Here is a 16,205-nt window from a genome sequence, read left to right as displayed (position 1 = left end):
CTCGTGGCGGAGCGGGCGGCGGCGGCCGCCGCGGTCGAGCACCTCACCGCGCGGGTGGAGACCGTCGACGACCCACGGGTCACGGACTTCGTCGGGCTCACCGACGTCGCGCTGCGGTCCCGGTCGGAGCCGGAGCTCGGGCTCTACATGGCCGAGAGCGAGAAGGTCGTGCGGCGTGCGCTCGACGCCGGCCACACCCCGCGGGCGCTGCTGCTCTCCGACCGGTGGGTGGGCCCGATGGCCGACCTCGTGCGGGACGTGCACGCGCGCGGCGGGGAGATCCTCGTGGGCAGCGAGCCGACGCTCCAGGCGATCACCGGGTTCAACGTGCACCGCGGGGTCGTCGCGTCGATGGCGCGGCCCGCCCTGCCGTCGGTCGCGGACCTGCTGGCCGGGGCCCGGCGCGTCGTCGTCCTCGAGGACGTCGTCGACCACACGAACGTCGGCGCGATCTTCCGGTCCGCGGCGGGGATCGGCGCGGACGCCGTCCTCGTGAGCCCGCGGTGCGCGGACCCGCTGTACCGGCGTTCGGTGCGGGTCTCCATGGGCACCGTGTTCCAGGTGCCGTGGACCCGGATCGCGCCGTGGCCCGGCGGGCTGGACGCCGTCCGGGCGGCGGGGTTCACCGTCGCGGCGCTGGCGCTCACCGACGACGCGGTCGACCTCGACGTCCTGGAGGCCGACCCGCCGCAGCGGCTGGCGCTCGTGCTCGGCACCGAGGGCGACGGGCTCTCCGCGGGCGCCGTCGGGGCCGCCGACCTGGCCGTCCGGATCCCGATGGCCGGGGGAGTGGACTCCCTGAACGTCGCGGCGGCGGCCGCCGTGGCGCTGTGGGCGGTGCGGGTCCGCGACTGACCCGGCGGCCGGTCTACTCCTGGGGCACCGGGTTCGCCAGGCCGTCGACGACCTCGACGCCGGGCATCGCGGCGAGCACGGCCCCCGGCAGGACGAGCTTGCTGCCGCGCACCCCGCTGCCGACGACGACGGCGGCGACCTGCGCGACCCGGGCGTCGACGAGCACCCGCCAGCCGGCCGGCAGCCCGACCGGGGTGATGCCGCCGTACTCCATGCCGGTCCGGGCGACCGCGTCGTCCATCCCCATGAACGAGCACTTCCGGACGTCGAGGAGCCGCTTCACCGTGCCGTTGACGTCGGCCCGGGTCGTCGCGAGGACGACGCACGCGGCGACCCGCTCCTGGCCCTCGCGGCGGCCCGCGATGACGACGCAGTTGCCGGAGACCTCCGGCAGCACCCCGTAGGTCTGCGTGAAGACGGCCGTGTCGGAGAACGCCGGGTCGATCGCCGCGACGCCGACGGCCGGCGCGTCCGGCCAGTCCGCGAGGAACGCGGCGACGGGGGCGCCGAGGAGGTCGGGGCGGCTCAGGGCGGGCACGGTGTCGAGCGTGCCGACGGTCGCGAGGGTCACGGGCGTCAGCATGCCAAACGCCGGGCGGGCGGACCGCCGGGACGTCGGGACGTCAGACCTCGAAGAGCTCCGAGAGCGGGCGGCGCGGGGTGAGCGGGGCGTCGACGAGCGGGCGGCCGACCCGCAGGAGCACCTGCGGCAGCCCCCAGATCCCGAGGACGTCGGCCACCTCGGGCCGCAGGGAGGTGTCCTGGAGCGCCTGCTCGGCGAACGTCGCGACGAGCCCCTTGGCCGTCGCGACGAGGAGCAGCCGCTCGAGCGCGAGCCCGGCGACGACCCAGTCGTGCCGGGTGTCCCCGCGGGTCGAGATGACCAGCACCGTGCTGCGGGCCAGCTCCTCCTCGACCTCGCCCGCCTCCGGCGCGCCACGGTGCCCGCCGTGGACGAGCGAGTCCACCGGGAACGGCGACGTGCCGAGCGCGCTGCTCGGGATGCCGTCGACGACCTCGCCGGCGTTGCTGCCGCCGCGGCGGACCCAGCGCTCGACCTCGCTGCGCAGCTCCGGGTCGGCGGCCTGGGCCCGGACGGCGCGGCGCAGCAGGTGCGCGAGCCGGCGACGGGCGGCGGCGTCCGCGACGCTCAGCCGGGCGCCCTCGACGGCGACGGCCTGGCGCAGGTCGAGCAGGTCCTCCTCGGCGACCGCGTGCGAGCGGTAGACCCGGCGGTGCGTGTGCCGCAGCGGCACCATCCGCGCGAGATCGGTGTCGACGGCCGACGCCGGGACCCGCGCCGTGACGCGCACGGTGGCGACGAGCGCCGGCTCGGCGGGGTCGGGCAGGGTCGCGGTATCGACGGTGTACCCGAGGCCGCGCAGCGCGACGGCCGCGTTGAGCACCGCCGTCCCGCAGGAGATGATCCGGTCCCGGCCGTGCGGGTCGATGACCGGGACGGCCCGGGCGGGGTCCTCCACGATGCCGAGACCGTCGCGCAGCCGGCGCAGCAGCCAGGGCTGGGAGTTGTGGATCGAGGGGGCCCAGCGGGCCGCCTCGGCCGCCACGAGGAGCTCCTCCTCGGGCAGAACGGGACCGGCCGGGTCCCCCTCGGGGACGCCCAGCCGGCTCTCTGCTGCTGCGGTCACGAGAACCACCGCCTACACCTCATCGCTTCACGGTAGGCAGGCGGGTGACGGCGATCACGGGGCGAAGGTCCCGTGCCACGGGTGCCCGCGGACGATCTCAGCCGGTGGCGTCGGGGGAGCGCAGCCAGGCGACGACCTCGGGGGACGGCTGGAGCAGCCCGGCCCGGGCCCGGCCGAAGAGCCAGCCCTCGCCGAGGGCGACCCCGGCGGTCTGCAGCCAGCGGGCGTCCACGAGCGCCTCCACCCCGGCCGCGAGGACGTCGGCCCCGAGGTCGGCCGCGACGGCGAGCACGAGCCGGACGACGCGGGCCGCGATCTGGTCCCCGGCGACACCGTGGACGAGGTCGCTGCCGAGCTCGACGAGGTCCGGCCGCAGGTCCGCGAGCCTGCGCAGCTCGGCGCGGCCGCCGTCGACGACGCGGACGGCGACGAGGAGGCCGTGCTCGCGCAGCCCGGCGAGCACCGCGGCGAGCTGGGCGGCGTCCGCGGCCTCGACCTCGCTCACCGCGACGACGACGCCGGAGAGGTCCCCCTCGGCGAGGAGGGCCGACGTGACGTCGGGGTGCAGGAGAGCGGTCGCCGTGACGTTGACGGCGAGGAACTGCCGCGGGTCGAGCAGCGGCCGGACGCGCAGGGCCGAGGCGAGTGCGGCCGCCTCGAGGGCGGCTCCGAGACCCTCGCGGTCGGCGGCGGCGAACCACGGCTCGGGGGAGCGGGCCGGCCACTCGACGACCCGGGTCAGCGCCTCGTAGCCCGCGACCTCGCCGGAGCGCAGGTCGACGATGGGCTGGTAGACCGTGCGCAGTGGCTCCGCCCGGCGGAGCAGCACCGCGACGCCGGAACCGGCGGACGCCCGGTCGGGCGGCGTCGGCACGGCGGGCAGCTCCACCCGCGACAGTCTCGTGCAGCGAGCCCCGCGGACGGCGGATCTGGGCCCGCGCGTCGCGGCCTCAGGCCACGGATCCGGCCGGGACCGGCGCCGTCCCGCCGGGCTGCGCCGGCTCCGCACCGTCGGGCTGCTCGGTGGGGCAGTGCTCGCGCAGGGCCGCGACGACCTTCTCGCAGATCTCCCCGAGCCGGCGGGCATCCTCGGGCGTCAGCGGGTCGAACAGGTGCGTGCGCACCGACTCGACGTGCGAGGGCGCGGCGTCGACGAGCGCGGCGAACCCGGCGTCGGTGAGGTTGGCGTAGGCGCCGCGACGGTCGCTCGCGCACGTCTCGCGGACGACCCAGCCGAGCTCCTCGAGCCGGCTGACCGCGTGCGACAGCCGGCTGCGCGAGGAGTCCGCGGCGTCCGCGAGCTCGCTCATGCGCAGCCGCCGCTCGGGGGCCTCGGACAGCCGGACGAGGATGTCGTAGTAGGCGTGGCTGAAGCCCTTGGATCGCTGCAGCTCGCGCTCGAGCTGGGCCGCGAGGAGCTTCGTCGCGGCGAGGTAGGCGCGCCACGAGCGCTGCTCGTCGGCACTGAGCCAGCGGGTCCCGGTCATGGACCCATCCTACGTCGGTAGTTGAGCGTTGAACATTACTTAGGTCCCGGTCGCGGTGGCACCTCTAGACTCCGCCGCGTGCGCCGAGCCCGCCTCCACCTCGCGACCTGCACCGCCCTTCTCGCCGTCGCGGTCGGCGGCTGCGGCCTCGCCGGCGACCCGGACCCGGCCGCCGGCACGCCGGCTCCGGCGACGTCGGCCGGGACGCCCGCCACGGACGGCACCGCCGCGGAGCCGACGCCGTCCGCGACCCCGTCACCGTCGGCCACGCCGGAGGGCCCGCGCAGGACGACGCTCGCGTTCGCGGGCGACGTCCACTTCGCCAACCAGGTGGCGGACGTGCTCGACGACCCGCGGACCGGGCTCGCGGAGCTGCGGCCGTACCTCGCGCCCGCGGACCTCGCCATGGTCAACCTCGAGACCGCGATCACGACCCGCGGCCGGGAGATGCCCAAGCAGTTCCACTTCCGGGCGCCGGCGACGGCCTTCGACGCCCTCGCCGCCGCGGGCGTGGACGTCGTGACCCTCGCGAACAACCACGCCGTCGACTACGGCGAGGTCGGCCTGCGCGACACCCTCGCCGCCCGCGAGAAGGCGCCGATCCCCGCGGTGGGGCTCGGCAGGGACGCCGCCGACGCCTACGCACCGGCGATCCTCGACGTCGACGGCGCGAAGGTCGCCGTCCTCGGCGCGACCCAGGTCCCGGACTGGACCCTCGCCACGTGGCCGGCCCGGTCGGACCGGGCCGGCGTCGCCGCCGCGTCGGACCCCGCCCGGCTCGCGGCCGCCGTCCGGGCCGCCCGGAAGAAGGCCGACGTCGTCGTCGTGTACCTGCACTGGGGCACCGACTACACGACGTGCCCGAACGCGCTGCAGAAGCGCACGGCGCGGGCACTGGCGGACGCCGGGGCGGACGTCGTCGTCGGTGCGCACGCGCACCGGGTGCAGGGTGCCGGCTGGCTCGGCGACACCTACGTGTCGTACGGCCTGGGCAACTTCGTGTGGTGGCGGCGCAACTCCGTCGCGGACGCGACGACGGGCGTCCTCACCCTCGGTGTCGAGGGGCGGCGGGTCGTCTCCGCACGCTGGACGCCGATGCTCGTCAGCGCGGACGGCGTCCCACGGGTGCCCGACCGGGCGACGTCGAAGCGGATGCGCCGCGCCTGGGACGCCGCCCGCGGCTGCACCGGCCTGGCCGCGCGGCCGGGCGGCTGAGGGTCCGTACGGGCCCGGACGTCCTGCCGCTGGGTCACCTCGGGCACGACTTCTCCGGTTCGCCCCGCACCCGGACTACCGGTCTGTAATTATCCCTCTGTAATCGCGTGACCACATGGGGTAATGTCCCTGCCGGATCACCGGCGCGCGAGCGGGGAGGTCGCGAATGCAGCCACACGTCGTCCCGACGGCTGCCGGCGTTCCGGTGGGAGCCACCCCGAGGGTGGCCTCACCGGCCCGGCCGCTCGTCGTGCCCGGCGCGCGCCGTGACACGGTGCCCGCGCCGCGCACCCTCGAGGACCCCGCCCCGGACCCTGCCCCGCAGGACCGTCGTCCCCGCCGCTGGTGGGACCGCCGGCGCAGCGGGGACGCCGCCATCTGGCGCTCCGCCCTGGCCGTGCTCGACGCCGCCCCCGACGCCGTCCTCGGCGTCGACGCGGACGGCGTGACGATGTTCGCGAACTCCGCGGCGACCGTGCTCCTCGGCGCACCGCGCGAGGTGCTCGTCGGCACCGCGGCCGCCGAGCTCGTGCCGGACCTGCCCGCGGCGCTCGTCGAGGTCCGGCGGCGGGTCGGCCACGGCGTCGCCGTCGACCCGGCGGGGGAGAGCCTGGAGCTCCTGGCCCGCACCGTCGGCGGGGCCGAGCTGCCCGTCGCCGTCTGGTCGACGCCGTTCGCGACCCCGGACGGCGGCTTCGTCGTCGCCGTGACGCTGCGCGACCTGCGCGGCCAGTACGACGTCGACGACCTGTGCCTGCGACTGGACCTCGAGGCCCGCGAGGCCCGGGACACCGTGCACGCCGTCCTCAAGGCGGTCACCGACCGGGTCGTCGTCCTCACCGACCCGCAGGGCCGCATCACGAAGGTCAACCGGGCCGCCGAGAAGCTCCTCGGCTACCGCGCCGAGGAGCTCGTCGGGCGCCCGTCCACGCGGCTGTCGGACCCGGTGGACCTCGCGGAGGTCTGCGCGGAGCTGGGCGTCCCGGACGGCGTCGACCCGCTCCTCGAGCTGGCCCGGTGGGGCCTGCCGAACCGGCAGGACTGGGACTTCGTCACCAAGGACGGCCGCCGCCGGCCGGTCTCGCTGTCGGTCAACGCGGTCGGCGAGCGGGAGAGCCCGGTCGGGTACGTGTGCGTCGCGAGCGACCGCTCGGTGGAGTGGCAGCAGGTCGCCGCGCGCAGGCCCGCCGCGGCGGGCGGCGAGCGGCTCCTGCTCGACCTCGACGACGCGGCGACCCGGGTGCTGCGCTGGGGCGTCGGGCGGTCCGGGGCGCGGTAGCGCCGCGGACGTCGCAGCGAGGGCGACGACCCGTCGTCACCGGGCCGACCTACACTGCGCCGGTGACGACGAACGAGACCCCGCTGTGGCAGTGGTCGGCCCGGGAGGTCGTCGCCGCGACGACGTCCGGCGAGCTGAGGTGCGAGGAGGTCGCGCGCGCCGTCGCCGACCGGGTCGCGGCCGCGAACCCCGCGGTGAACGCCGTGACGCTCGACCTCGGCGAGCAGGGCGTCGAGGCGGCCCGCGCCCTCGACGAGGCGTTCGCCCGCGGCGCGGCGCCCGGCCCGCTGCACGGCGTCCCGGTGACCATCAAGGACAACATCGACGTCGCCGGGCAGCGGACGCCGAACGGCCTGCCCGGCCTGGCCGACCTCGTCGCGCCCGGGGACTCCCCGGTGACCCGGAACTGGCTCGGCGCCGGTGCCGTGCTCGTCGGCCGCACGAACACCCCCGAGGTGTCGATGCGGCCGACGACGGACAACCCGCTCTACGGCCTCACGCTCAACCCGTGGGACGCCGCGTACTCCTGCGGCGGCTCGTCCGGCGGGGCCGGGGTGAGCGCCGTCCTCGGGTTCGGCGCCCTGGCCCACGGCAACGACATCGGCGGCTCGGTCCGGATCCCCGCGCTGCACTGCGGCGTCCCGGGGATCAAGCCCTCGCAGGGCAGGGTCCCGGCGTACCTCACGTCGGCCGCCGTCGAGCGGTCGACCGTGGCCGCGCTCATGTCGGTGCAGGGCGTCCTCGCCCGGTCCGTGGACGACGTCCGGCTGGGGCTGTCGGTCATGGCCCGGCGCGACGTCCGCGACCCGTGGTGGGTGCCGGCGCCCCTGGAGGGCCCCGAGGTCCCGCGCCGCGCCGCCGTCCTGCGGCACGTCGACGGCGAGGTGGGGACCGCGCCCGACGTCCTCGCGTCGCTCGACCGGGCCGCCGCGGCGCTCGTCGCCGCCGGGTACGAGGTCGTCGAGGTCGACGAGAGCGCGACCCCGGGGATGGCCCGGACGGCACGCCTCGCGGTCCGCCTGCTCATGAACGACCTCGACCACCAGCTCACGCCCGTCCTCGACCGGCTCGGCAGCGCGCAGATGCGCGCCTACTGGGCCGACCTGCGCGGGATGGCCGCGCCGTACGAGAGCCCGGGCGAGCACGTCGACGACCTCGCGGCCCGCACGACGTTGGTCCGCGAGTGGTCGCTCTTCCTCGAGGAGCACCCGGTGCTCGTCGTCCCGCAGCTGCTCGGCGGCGTCCTCGAGGTCGGTGAGGACGTCCGCTCGCCCGAGGACGTCCGCCGGGTCTGGCACAGCCTCGCGCCGAGCATCGCGGTCAACCTGCTCGGGCTGCCGGCGGCGCTCGCGCCGACGGGGCTCGACGACCGCGGCCTGCCGTCCGGTGTCCAGCTCGTCGGGCCGAAGTACCGCGAGGACGTCTGCCTGGACGCCGCGCAGGCCGTGGAGGACGCCTGCGGCCGCCTCGCCCCCGTGCTCTGGGGCCGCGACGCCTGAACCGTCACGCCCGCCCCGCGGCGGGCACACTGGAGGCGCGGAACGCGTTGACCCGGGGGAGCGTCCCTGCGGGGGGCGGGGGACGACCGCCGGGACGGCGGGCACGGAGGTGGACGGCATGGGGCGACGGCGCGGCAGGATGCGCCGGCGCGTCGTCGGCGGGGCCTTCGACCTCGTCGCCGACCGGGCCCCCTGGCTGACCGACCAGGCGTACCGCGTCGTCGCCGCGCCGCTGCAGTGGGTCGACCCGGGCGGCGCCGCCCAGGCGGCGCACGGCCGGCTCGACACGATCCGGGACCGGATCGCCGCGATGGCCGCGACCGGCCGGGTGCCCCGGGCCGAGCAGCGCAGGATCGCCCGCGACCTGGCCCGCACCCGGGACGATCTCGGCCGGATCGTCTCCCGGCTGCCGCCGGTGCAGGCGACCGCGCTCACGCTGCGCCTCGACGCGTACGTCGAGGCGTTCGACGCGCTGACCGGGCCCGCGGGGACCGCGGTGGCCCGCCGGGGACGGCGCCGGTCGCTCGCGGAGCGCGGGTGCGACGCCGCGGTGCTCTCCGGCGCCGCGGCGACGGCGTGGGCCGGCCTGCTCGTCGGCGGCGCCGGCACCGTCGCCGTCGAGGGCGCGCTCGCGGCGGGTGCCGCCGGCGCCGCCGGGGCGACCGCGGTCCGTTCCCGGCGCCGGCGGCGGGAACGGATCACCGAGCTGGCGAACGCGCTCGCCGCGGCGGACACCCACGTGCCCGCGGCCGGGGGCGTCACCGTCCCCCAGCTCGACCGGGCCCGCGCCGACCTGCTCCGCCGGGCGGCCGCCGCCCGCCGCCTCGACGCCCGCGGGGCCGCCCTGCTCCGGTCGATCGGCGGGCACCTCGACGACCTGCTCGTCCGGCTGCTGCGCGACGACCTCGACACCGACGTCGCGTTCCTCGTCGAGGCGACCGTGACCCGGTACCTCCCGGACACCCTCGAGCCGTTCCTCGCGCTCGAGGACCCGCGTGCCGTCGTCCGCGGCCGCCCCGCCGCGGTCGAGGTCGCCGACCAGCTCGCCGCGATCGACCGCGCCCTCGACCAGGCCCGCGCGCGCCCGGGCAGGCATCACCTCGAGACGCAGCTGCACCTGCAGGGCGAGTTCCTGCGCACCAAGTTCGGCGAGGGGCAGGCGCCCGCGGGCCGGTCGGGCGAGGCGCCGCCGGCCTGAGCGGTCGTGCACCGGGCCCGGTCAGGGCCGTCCGGCGGCGTCCCAGGCCCGGTGCCCCTCGACGGTCCGCTCCCACAGCCGGTCGAGCACCGCGCCCGGCGCCCCCGGGAAGCGCAGGCCGAACACGTCGCCGAGCGCCTCGAACCACTCCCGCCGCCCGGTGAGCTCGCGGGGCCGGTCGGCCGGGTCGCCGCCGACCCTCGTGAGCACGACGCCCCGCAGCACGTCCGCACCGGTCGCGTCCCGTCGCTGCGCCGTGCCGACCCGGACGAACCCCGAGTCCGCGGACGTCGTGAGCCACCCGTGCCGGGCGGCGAAGTCCTCCTGCTGGGCGGGCGCGTCGAACCAGCTCATCCGCGACACCACCGACCCGTCGACGGTGAGCCGCCGGTCGCCGACGCCGTCGGCAGGCCAGGACAGCTCAAGGCCGTACGGGCCCTGGCGCCAGGAGCCGGTGACGAGCGGCAGCGGCGCGTGGAGGGCGTCGCCGAGCCCGGTGTCGACGTACCAGTCGCCGCCCGGGTTCTGCTCCGACGGCAGCCCGGCGACCGTCAGCACGAGGTGGTTGCCGAACGCGTCGGGGTTCGGGCCCGCCGGTTCGTGGACGCCGCCGACGTGCCGGGTCACCCGGTAGCCGAGCGCCGTGAGCAGCTCGGCGAGGGCGCCGTTGAGGTGGAAGCAGTAGCCGCCGCGCGCCTCGTGGACGATGCGCCGGGCGGCGGCCAGGGCGTCGACGTCCCAGTGCAGGCCGGCCTGGATCCACAGCGTCTCGTAGGGGACGCGCTCGACGTGGCGCCGGTGCAGGCGGTGCAGCGCGTCGACGGACGGCGGCTCGGCCTCGACCCCGAGCCGCCGCAGGTAGCCGTCCCTGAGGTCGTCGTCGAGGCCGCCGTGCCGGGTCACCTCACGCCCCGCCGCCCCGGTGCGCCAGGTAGGTCGCGCCGAGGTCGAGGTCGCCGTGGCCCGCCGCGACGGCCCGGTCGAGGTGCTCGCGGACGACGGCCAGCACGCCGAGGTCCACGCCGGCCGAGCGGGCCGCGTCGACGACGAACCCGGCGTCCTTGGCGGCGCCCGCGAGGCTGAAGGACGGCGTGAAGTCGCCCGCGAGCATCGCCCGGCCCTTGAGACCCACGTACGGCGCGTCCATCGCGCCGCCGCGGACGGCCTCGAGGAACAGCGCCGGGTCGAGGCCGAGGCCGTCGGCGAGGGTGAGGCACTCGGCGATCCCCTCGACGACCGTGACGACCCAGGCGTTCGCGACGAGCTTGAGCCGGGACCCGGCACCCGCCTCGCCGACCCAGAGGGTCCGGCTCCCGATCGCCTCGAGCACGGGCGCCACGGTGGCCCGCACCGGCTCCGGCCCCGAGGCGAGGACGACGAGGGTGCCGTCCTCGGCCGGCTTCTTCGTCCCGAGCACCGGCGCGTCGACGTACGTGACGCCCAGGTCCGTCGCGAGCGAGGCGAGACGCTCGGCGCCCTCGACCCCGACGGTGCTCGTCTGCAGCCAGACCGCGCCCGGCCGCAGCCCCGGCCCGGCGGCGGACATCACCTCGACGACGCTGCCGGCGTCCCAGAGCATCGTCACGACGACGTCGGCGCCACCGACCGCCTCGGCGGGGGAGCCGGCGACCTGCGCGCCCGCCGCGGCGAGCGGCTCCGCCTTCGCCCGGTCGCGGTTCCACACCCGCAGCGGCAGACCGGCCGCGGCGATGTTCGCCGCCATGCCGGCGCCCATCGTGCCGGTGCCGAGGAGGGCGACGGTCGGTGCGCCGTCCGTGGTCGGGTCAGGTGTCTGCGTCATGGCTGCACCCTAGGCAGCCCTCGTCGTCACCGCTCCCGCCGTCGTCCGCGAGGCGCACGGCAGCCCTTGACAGTCATTCCTGTCAAAGGAGAGGCTGGGCCCGTGACCGACATCGCCGTCCTCGACGCCCCCGACGTCGCCGCGGTCGCCCTGGAGCCGACCCGGGCCCGGCTGCTCGCCGCCCTCGCGGCCGTGCCCGGCTCCGCGGCGCAGGTCGCGAGCCGGCTCGGGCTGCCCCGGCAGCGGGTCGGGCACCACCTGCGCGCACTGGAGGACAAGGGGCTCGTCGTCGAGGTCGGGACCCGCCGCCACGGCGGTCTCACCGAGCGGGTCCTCGCGGCCTCGGCCCGGGCGTACGTCGTCTCACCGGCGGCGCTCGGTGACGCCGGTGCCGACCCGGCCCGGATCGGCGACCGGCTGTCGGCCGCCTACCTCGTCGCCGTCGCGGCCCGGGCCGTGCGCGAGGTCGGGCAGCTGCTGCGCGGGGCCGAGCGGGCGGGCCGGCGGCTGCCGACGCTGACGGTCGAGACCGAGATCCGGTTCGCGTCCGCGGCGGACCGCGCCGCGTTCGCCGACGACCTCGCAGCGTGCGTCCGGGACCTCACCGCCCGGTACCACTCGGAGGGTGCGCCGGGCGGCCGCTGGTACCGGCTCGTCGCGATCAGCCACCCACGACCGGGCGGCGCCGTCGACGCGGCACCCCCACCATCACCTGCCGAGGAGGCACCCGTATGACCGAGGAGCAGACCCGCGAGGGTCGCGTCATCGACCTGTCCGTCGAGGTGCCCGGCACCGTCGAGGAGGTCTGGGCCGCGATCTCGACCGGGCCGGGGATCGGGTCGTGGTTCGTCCCGCACGAGCTCGAGGAGCGGGCCGGCGGCGCCGCCACCATGGACTTCGGGGACTGGGGCACCGACACCGCGACGGTGACTGCCTTCGAGCCGCCGCACCGGATCGAGCTGACGAGCCACGGCGACCGCGCGCTCGCCTACGAGTGGACCGTCGAGGCCCGGGACGGCGGCACGTGCGTCGTCCGGCTCGTCAACAGCGGGTTCGGGCCGGGGGAGGACTGGGACGCCGACTACGACGCGATGACCCAGGGCTGGCGCACCTTCCTCGCGAACCTGCGCGCCCACCTGGCGCACTTCCCCGGCCGGACGGCGCAGCCGTGCGTGCCCAACGGCTGGACGCCGGGCCCGCACGACACTGCCTGGCAGACCTTCTGCCGGGTCATCGGTGCCGATCCGGGGCTGCGCGCGGGCGACGCGTTCGCCACGGGCGGCGACGGCGCCGACCCGGCCGTCCCGGTCGAGCGCGGCCGGGTCGAGCAGGTCCTCATCGAGCCGGGCACCCTCACGGCCTACGTCGTCCTGCTCGCGGAGCCGGTCCCGGGCACGGCCATCGTCATCGCCGAGGGGGCCGGGGACCGGGTGCTCGTCGGCTTCCAGCGGTACTCCTACCCGAGCGCCACGACCGGCCCGGCGGTCACCGCCTGGCAGCCGTTCTTCCGCGAGAGGTTCCCGCTCGACGCGCAGCCCTGACGGCACGCGAGAATGCGGTCGTGCGCCTGTCCGACGCCGACGCCCGGCGGCTCCTCACCGCGGCCGACCACGCCGTGCTCGCGGTCAACGACGCCGCCGGGCCGCCGCTCGTCGTCCCCGTCACCGTCGCCGCGCTCGACGTCGAGGGGACGGCCTGCCTCGCCTTCGCCGTCGACCACAAGCCGAAGTCCGGGGCCCGGTTGCGCAGGCTGCGGCTCGTCGAGGCCGACCCGCGGGTGGCCGTCCTCGCGGAGCACTACGAGGCCGACTGGACCCGGCTGTGGTGGGCCCGCGCCGACGGCAGCGCCGAGGTCCTCGGCCCGGACGGCGACGGCCCGCGGCGGGCCGCGCTCGCCGCGCTGGCGGCGACCTACCCGCAGTACCGGACCGTCCCGCCCACGGGCGAGGTCGTGCTCGTCCGGGTGGAGCGGTGGAGCGGCTGGTCCGGCGGGGAGACGCCGTGAGCGTCCTGCGCCGGGCCGACCTCGCCGTCACACCGTGGAAGAACGGCCTCGGCCGCAAGGCCGACATCGCCGAGGGCGACGGCTGGTTCGTCGGCGTCGCCTGGCTCGACCGGGACGCCGCGTTCTCCCACTTCCCGGGCACGGACCGGACCTGCGTGCTCCTCGAGGGCGCCGGCTTCACCCTCGAGGTCGACGGGAGCGCACCGCTGGTCTACCGCGACCCGGGGACGGCGCACGCCTTCGCCGGGGACGTCCCCACCCGGTGCGTCCTCGCCGCCGGCCCCTGCGTCGTGCTCAACGTCATGACCCGCCGCGGCGAGCTCGAGCACCGGGTCGAGGTCACGCGCACCCTGCCGCGCGACGGCTGGGCCGTCGTCCTGCGCGGGGCCGTACGAGCGGCCGCCGGGGACGAAGGTCTCTCGCCGGACGCCGGCCCGGGTGACGTGATCACGTTGCCGCACCAGGGGATCGCGTCACCGGACCTGCTCGTCGTCGCGGCCCGTGCCCCCGTCCGCGCACGGGTCTAGGGTTGTCCGGGCGGGTTCCCGCTACGAGGGCTCCCGCTCCGTGAGGAGGTCTCGCCGTGGCAGTCGCGATCAGGACCGAGGCGCTGACGAAGCGGTACGGCTCGACGCTCGCGCTCGACGCGCTGGACCTCGAGGTCGAGCAGGGTGAGGTGTTCGGCTACCTCGGCCCGAACGGGGCCGGCAAGTCGACGACCATCTCCCTGCTGCTCGGGCTCGCGCGGGCCTCGGCGGGGCGGGCGACGATCCTCGGGATGGACGTCTGGGACGACGCGCCGCGGCTGCACCGCAACCTCGCCTACGTGCCGAGCGTCGCGGACCTCTGGCCGGGCCTCACCGGTGCCGAGACGCTGCGGCTGCTCGCCTCGGTGCACGGCAGCGTCGACGAGGCCTACCGCACCGAGCTCCTCGAGCGGTTCGAGCTCGTGCCGGACAAGAAGGTCCGGGCCCTGAGCCACGGCAACAAGCAGAAGATCCCGCTCGTCGCGGCGTTCGCGAGCCGCGCCGACGTCCTGCTGCTCGACGAGCCGACGACCGGGCTGGACCCGTTGATGGAGCAGGTGTTCCGCAGCTGCGTGCACGAGGCACGCGACCGCGGCCAGACGGTCTTCCTCTCCTCCCACATCCTCGCGGAGGTCGAGGCGGTCTGCGACCGGGTCGCGATGCTCCGCGCCGGCCGGGTCGTCGAGTGCGGCACCCTCGAGGTGCTCCGCCGGTACAGCGCGCTGCGGGTGCGCGTCGTCCTCTCCGGGCCGGTCCCGGACCTGTCCGGCGTCGAGGGCGTCCGCGCGCTGCGGGTCGACGGCCGGGTCGTCGAGTGCGACGTCGCGGGCCCGGTGCAGCCGCTCCTCTCCGCGCTCGCCGGGTCGGTCGTCGAGCGCATGACGACGACCGAACCGTCTCTCGAGGAGCTGTTCCTCTCCCGGTACGGCGAGGCCGGCACGGCACCCGTGGTCGCGCCGTGAGCACCGCCGAGGCGCTGCGGCCCGCGGCGGGCGGACCGGTCCGCCGGACATCTGGCGGTGCGGAGCGGGCGATCGCTCGGCGGGCCTTCCGCCAGGTCCGTGTCGGTGCGGTCCTCGTCGGGCTCACCGTGGGGCTGTCCGTCTACGCCACGGCGACCGCCTACTCGAGGACCTACCCGACCGCGGCGCTGCGGCAGCAGGCCGCCGACCTCGTCGGGAACGACGCCGGGCTGCGGATCCTGCTCGGCCCGATCGACGAGATCGCGACGGTCGGCGGCTACACCGTCTACAAGAACTTCGCCTTCCTCACGACCGTCGGCGCGGTGTGGGCCGTGCTCGCCGGCACCCGCGTGCTGCGCGGGGAGGAGGACGCCGGCCGCTGGCAGCTCCAGCTCGCCGGCGCCACCCGGCCGGGGCGGGGGACGGCCGCCGCGCTCGGCGGGCTGGCCGCCGGCCTGCTCGTCGTCCTCGTCCTGGGCACCGGCCTCGCGCTGCTCACGGCCCGCGACCCCGCCCTCGGGATGCCCGCGGGCAGCACCCTGCTCTACGGGCTGACCCTGGCGTCCGTCCCCGCGGTCTTCGCGGCCGTGGGGGCGGTGACGTCCCAGCTGGCCCGGACCCGCCGGACGGCGACCGGTCTCGGCCTCACGGTCGTCGGCGCCGCCTTCGTGCTCCGGATGGCGGGCGACGCCGGTGACCGCACCGCCTGGGTCGCCTGGCTCACCCCCTTCGGCTGGGCCGAGCTCGTGCACCCGTACACGCACCGCGACGCGCGCCCGCTCGTGCTCGCGCTGCTGGTCGCCGTCGCCCTGGCGGTGACCGCTGTCGCCCTGGCCGGGCGCAGGGACGTCGGGGACGGGCTGCTCTCGGGCCGGGACACGACCGCCGTCCGCCCGTTCGGGCTGCGGACGGCCCTCGGCCTGTCGTTGCGGCTCGAGCTGCCCACCCTCGTCGCGTGGGTCGTCGGTGCCCTGCTGACCGGTCTGCTCATGGGGTCGTTCGCCGTCATCACCACCGAGGCCGTCCCGGACTCGATGCTCGACATGCTGGACCGGTACGGGCTGCAGGGCAGCTTCCTCGAGGAGTTCCTCGGGATGGCCTTCCTCCTGCTCGGCACCGTCGTCGCGCTGCTCCCGGCGAGCCAGACGTCGTCCGCGGTCGACGAGGAGACCTCCGGCCGGCTCGTCCACCTCGTCGCGGCACCCGTCGACCGCCGTGCGTGGCTCGCCGGCCGGCTGCTCGTCACGGTGGCCGCGGTGCTCGCCGCGGCGGTCCTCGGCGGCGCCGGCGTCTGGGCCGGGGCCGCCGTCCAGGGCCTGCGCCTCCACCTGCCGCTCATGCTCGGGGCCGGGCTCAACGTCGTGCCGACGGCCCTGGTCGCGCTCGGCGTCGGGTCGCTCGTGCTGTCGCTGGCGCCCCGGGCCGCCGGTGCCACGGTCTACGCGGTCGTCGTGTGGTCGGTGTTCGCCGATCTGCTCGCCCCGCTGAGCGGTGCGCTGGAGTCGTTCGGGACCGTCTCCCTCTTCCACTGGATGGCCCTGGTACCCGGTGAGAGCGCCGACCCGGTCGGCGTCGCCGTCACCGCGGCCGTCGGGCTGGCCCTGTGCGCCGCCGGCGTCCTCCTGCTCGCCCGCCGGGACCTGCGGACCGACTAATGGGTCCTTGCCGGGCGGTGTTCTGGAAGGCTCGGCTCCGGTAGCGGCCGGTGGGTCAGCACTCTCTCCGACA

General features: G+C 76.8%; 17 protein-coding genes. 11 read left to right on the top strand and 6 right to left on the bottom strand.

Features of this window, described 5'->3' with window-relative positions:
* Positions 1 to 54 precede the first annotated feature (54 nt).
* Positions 55 to 855 carry an RNA methyltransferase gene (locus ECOMGDLI_RS18920; protein WP_198955005.1) on the top strand — a complete coding sequence of 267 codons (801 nt, stop codon included), beginning with the start codon at positions 55 to 57 and terminating at the stop codon, positions 853 to 855.
* Between the two features lie 13 nt (positions 856 to 868).
* Here the strand turns inward: ECOMGDLI_RS18920 and ECOMGDLI_RS18915 are convergent, their stop codons facing one another.
* The 4 genes from ECOMGDLI_RS18915 to ECOMGDLI_RS18900 all read right to left on the bottom strand — a co-directional run bounded on the left by ECOMGDLI_RS18915 (position 869) and on the right by ECOMGDLI_RS18900 (position 3,991).
* The gene (locus ECOMGDLI_RS18915) at positions 869 to 1,438 is read right to left on the bottom strand and encodes a YbaK/EbsC family protein (protein WP_088318404.1); all 570 of its coding nucleotides are present in this window, start codon (positions 1,436 to 1,438) and stop codon (positions 869 to 871) included.
* 40 nt (positions 1,439 to 1,478) lie between these two features.
* Positions 1,479 to 2,504 (bottom strand): hypothetical protein, encoded by a 1,026-nt coding sequence (locus ECOMGDLI_RS18910; protein ID WP_158221064.1) that lies wholly within the window; start codon positions 2,502 to 2,504, stop codon positions 1,479 to 1,481.
* Between the two features lie 97 nt (positions 2,505 to 2,601).
* Positions 2,602 to 3,393 carry an EAL domain-containing protein gene (locus tag ECOMGDLI_RS18905; RefSeq protein WP_158221063.1) on the bottom strand — a complete coding sequence of 264 codons (792 nt, stop codon included), beginning with the start codon at positions 3,391 to 3,393 and terminating at the stop codon, positions 2,602 to 2,604.
* Positions 3,394 to 3,454: 61 nt separating this feature from the next.
* Positions 3,455 to 3,991 carry a MarR family winged helix-turn-helix transcriptional regulator gene (locus tag ECOMGDLI_RS18900; protein WP_088318399.1) on the bottom strand — a complete coding sequence of 179 codons (537 nt, stop codon included), beginning with the start codon at positions 3,989 to 3,991 and terminating at the stop codon, positions 3,455 to 3,457.
* 78 nt (positions 3,992 to 4,069) lie between these two features.
* Here ECOMGDLI_RS18900 and ECOMGDLI_RS18895 point away from each other — a divergent pair, with 78 nt between their 5' ends.
* The 4 genes from ECOMGDLI_RS18895 to ECOMGDLI_RS18880 all read left to right on the top strand — a co-directional run bounded on the left by ECOMGDLI_RS18895 (position 4,070) and on the right by ECOMGDLI_RS18880 (position 9,182).
* The gene (locus ECOMGDLI_RS18895; RefSeq protein WP_088318397.1) at positions 4,070 to 5,206 is read left to right on the top strand and encodes a CapA family protein; all 1,137 of its coding nucleotides are present in this window, start codon (positions 4,070 to 4,072) and stop codon (positions 5,204 to 5,206) included.
* Between the two features lie 223 nt (positions 5,207 to 5,429).
* Positions 5,430 to 6,485 (top strand): PAS domain-containing protein, encoded by a 1,056-nt coding sequence (locus tag ECOMGDLI_RS18890; RefSeq protein ID WP_158221062.1) that lies wholly within the window; start codon positions 5,430 to 5,432, stop codon positions 6,483 to 6,485.
* A gap of 62 nt (positions 6,486 to 6,547) precedes the next feature.
* The gene (locus ECOMGDLI_RS18885; protein WP_158221061.1) at positions 6,548 to 7,984 is read left to right on the top strand and encodes an amidase; all 1,437 of its coding nucleotides are present in this window, start codon (positions 6,548 to 6,550) and stop codon (positions 7,982 to 7,984) included.
* A 118-nt stretch (positions 7,985 to 8,102) separates the two neighbouring features.
* Positions 8,103 to 9,182, top strand: a complete 1,080-nt coding sequence (locus ECOMGDLI_RS18880) for a hypothetical protein (RefSeq protein WP_143447782.1) — start codon at positions 8,103 to 8,105, stop codon at positions 9,180 to 9,182.
* Positions 9,183 to 9,203: 21 nt separating this feature from the next.
* On the opposite strand, the gene ECOMGDLI_RS18875 is transcribed toward ECOMGDLI_RS18880, so the two are convergent.
* Both ECOMGDLI_RS18875 and ECOMGDLI_RS18870 read right to left on the bottom strand, forming a co-directional pair.
* Complete coding sequence (locus tag ECOMGDLI_RS18875) at positions 9,204 to 10,085, bottom strand: arylamine N-acetyltransferase (protein ID WP_088318393.1); 882 nt, start codon at positions 10,083 to 10,085, stop codon at positions 9,204 to 9,206.
* 1 nt (position 10,086) lies between these two features.
* On the bottom strand, positions 10,087 to 10,983 hold the full coding sequence (locus ECOMGDLI_RS18870; RefSeq protein ID WP_088318392.1) for an NAD(P)-dependent oxidoreductase: 897 nt from the start codon (positions 10,981 to 10,983) through the stop codon (positions 10,087 to 10,089).
* A 102-nt stretch (positions 10,984 to 11,085) separates the two neighbouring features.
* Here ECOMGDLI_RS18870 and ECOMGDLI_RS18865 point away from each other — a divergent pair, with 102 nt between their 5' ends.
* From ECOMGDLI_RS18865 to ECOMGDLI_RS18840, 6 genes are read left to right on the top strand one after another with little or no spacing between them, the layout of a single operon-like run.
* Positions 11,086 to 11,718 (top strand): winged helix-turn-helix domain-containing protein, encoded by a 633-nt coding sequence (locus ECOMGDLI_RS18865; RefSeq protein ID WP_088318391.1) that lies wholly within the window; start codon positions 11,086 to 11,088, stop codon positions 11,716 to 11,718.
* The gene (locus tag ECOMGDLI_RS18860; protein ID WP_088318390.1) at positions 11,715 to 12,524 is read left to right on the top strand and encodes an SRPBCC domain-containing protein; all 810 of its coding nucleotides are present in this window, start codon (positions 11,715 to 11,717) and stop codon (positions 12,522 to 12,524) included. Before ECOMGDLI_RS18865 ends, ECOMGDLI_RS18860 begins: the two co-directional genes overlap by 4 nt.
* A 20-nt stretch (positions 12,525 to 12,544) precedes the next feature.
* Complete coding sequence (locus ECOMGDLI_RS18855; protein WP_088318389.1) at positions 12,545 to 12,988, top strand: TIGR03668 family PPOX class F420-dependent oxidoreductase; 444 nt, start codon at positions 12,545 to 12,547, stop codon at positions 12,986 to 12,988.
* Positions 12,985 to 13,515, top strand: coding sequence for a HutD family protein (locus ECOMGDLI_RS18850; RefSeq protein WP_158221060.1), 531 nt, complete (start codon positions 12,985 to 12,987; stop codon positions 13,513 to 13,515). Before ECOMGDLI_RS18855 ends, ECOMGDLI_RS18850 begins: the two co-directional genes overlap by 4 nt.
* A 56-nt stretch (positions 13,516 to 13,571) precedes the next feature.
* Entirely contained in the window at positions 13,572 to 14,477 is a 906-nt protein-coding gene (locus tag ECOMGDLI_RS18845) for an ABC transporter ATP-binding protein (protein WP_088318387.1), read from the top strand.
* A complete protein-coding gene (locus ECOMGDLI_RS18840) occupies positions 14,474 to 16,132 on the top strand; it encodes a hypothetical protein (RefSeq protein ID WP_088318386.1) in 1,659 nt (552 codons plus the stop codon). The genes ECOMGDLI_RS18845 and ECOMGDLI_RS18840 overlap by 4 nt, the downstream gene beginning before the upstream one ends.
* The last annotated feature ends 73 nt before the right edge of the window (positions 16,133 to 16,205 follow it).

Origin of the sequence: Kineosporia sp. R_H_3 (assembly GCF_002198675.1) — a bacterium.
In the GTDB taxonomy this organism is placed as follows: domain Bacteria; phylum Actinomycetota; class Actinomycetes; order Actinomycetales; family Kineosporiaceae; genus R-H-3.
This window is presented reverse-complemented; position numbering and strand designations above follow the sequence as displayed.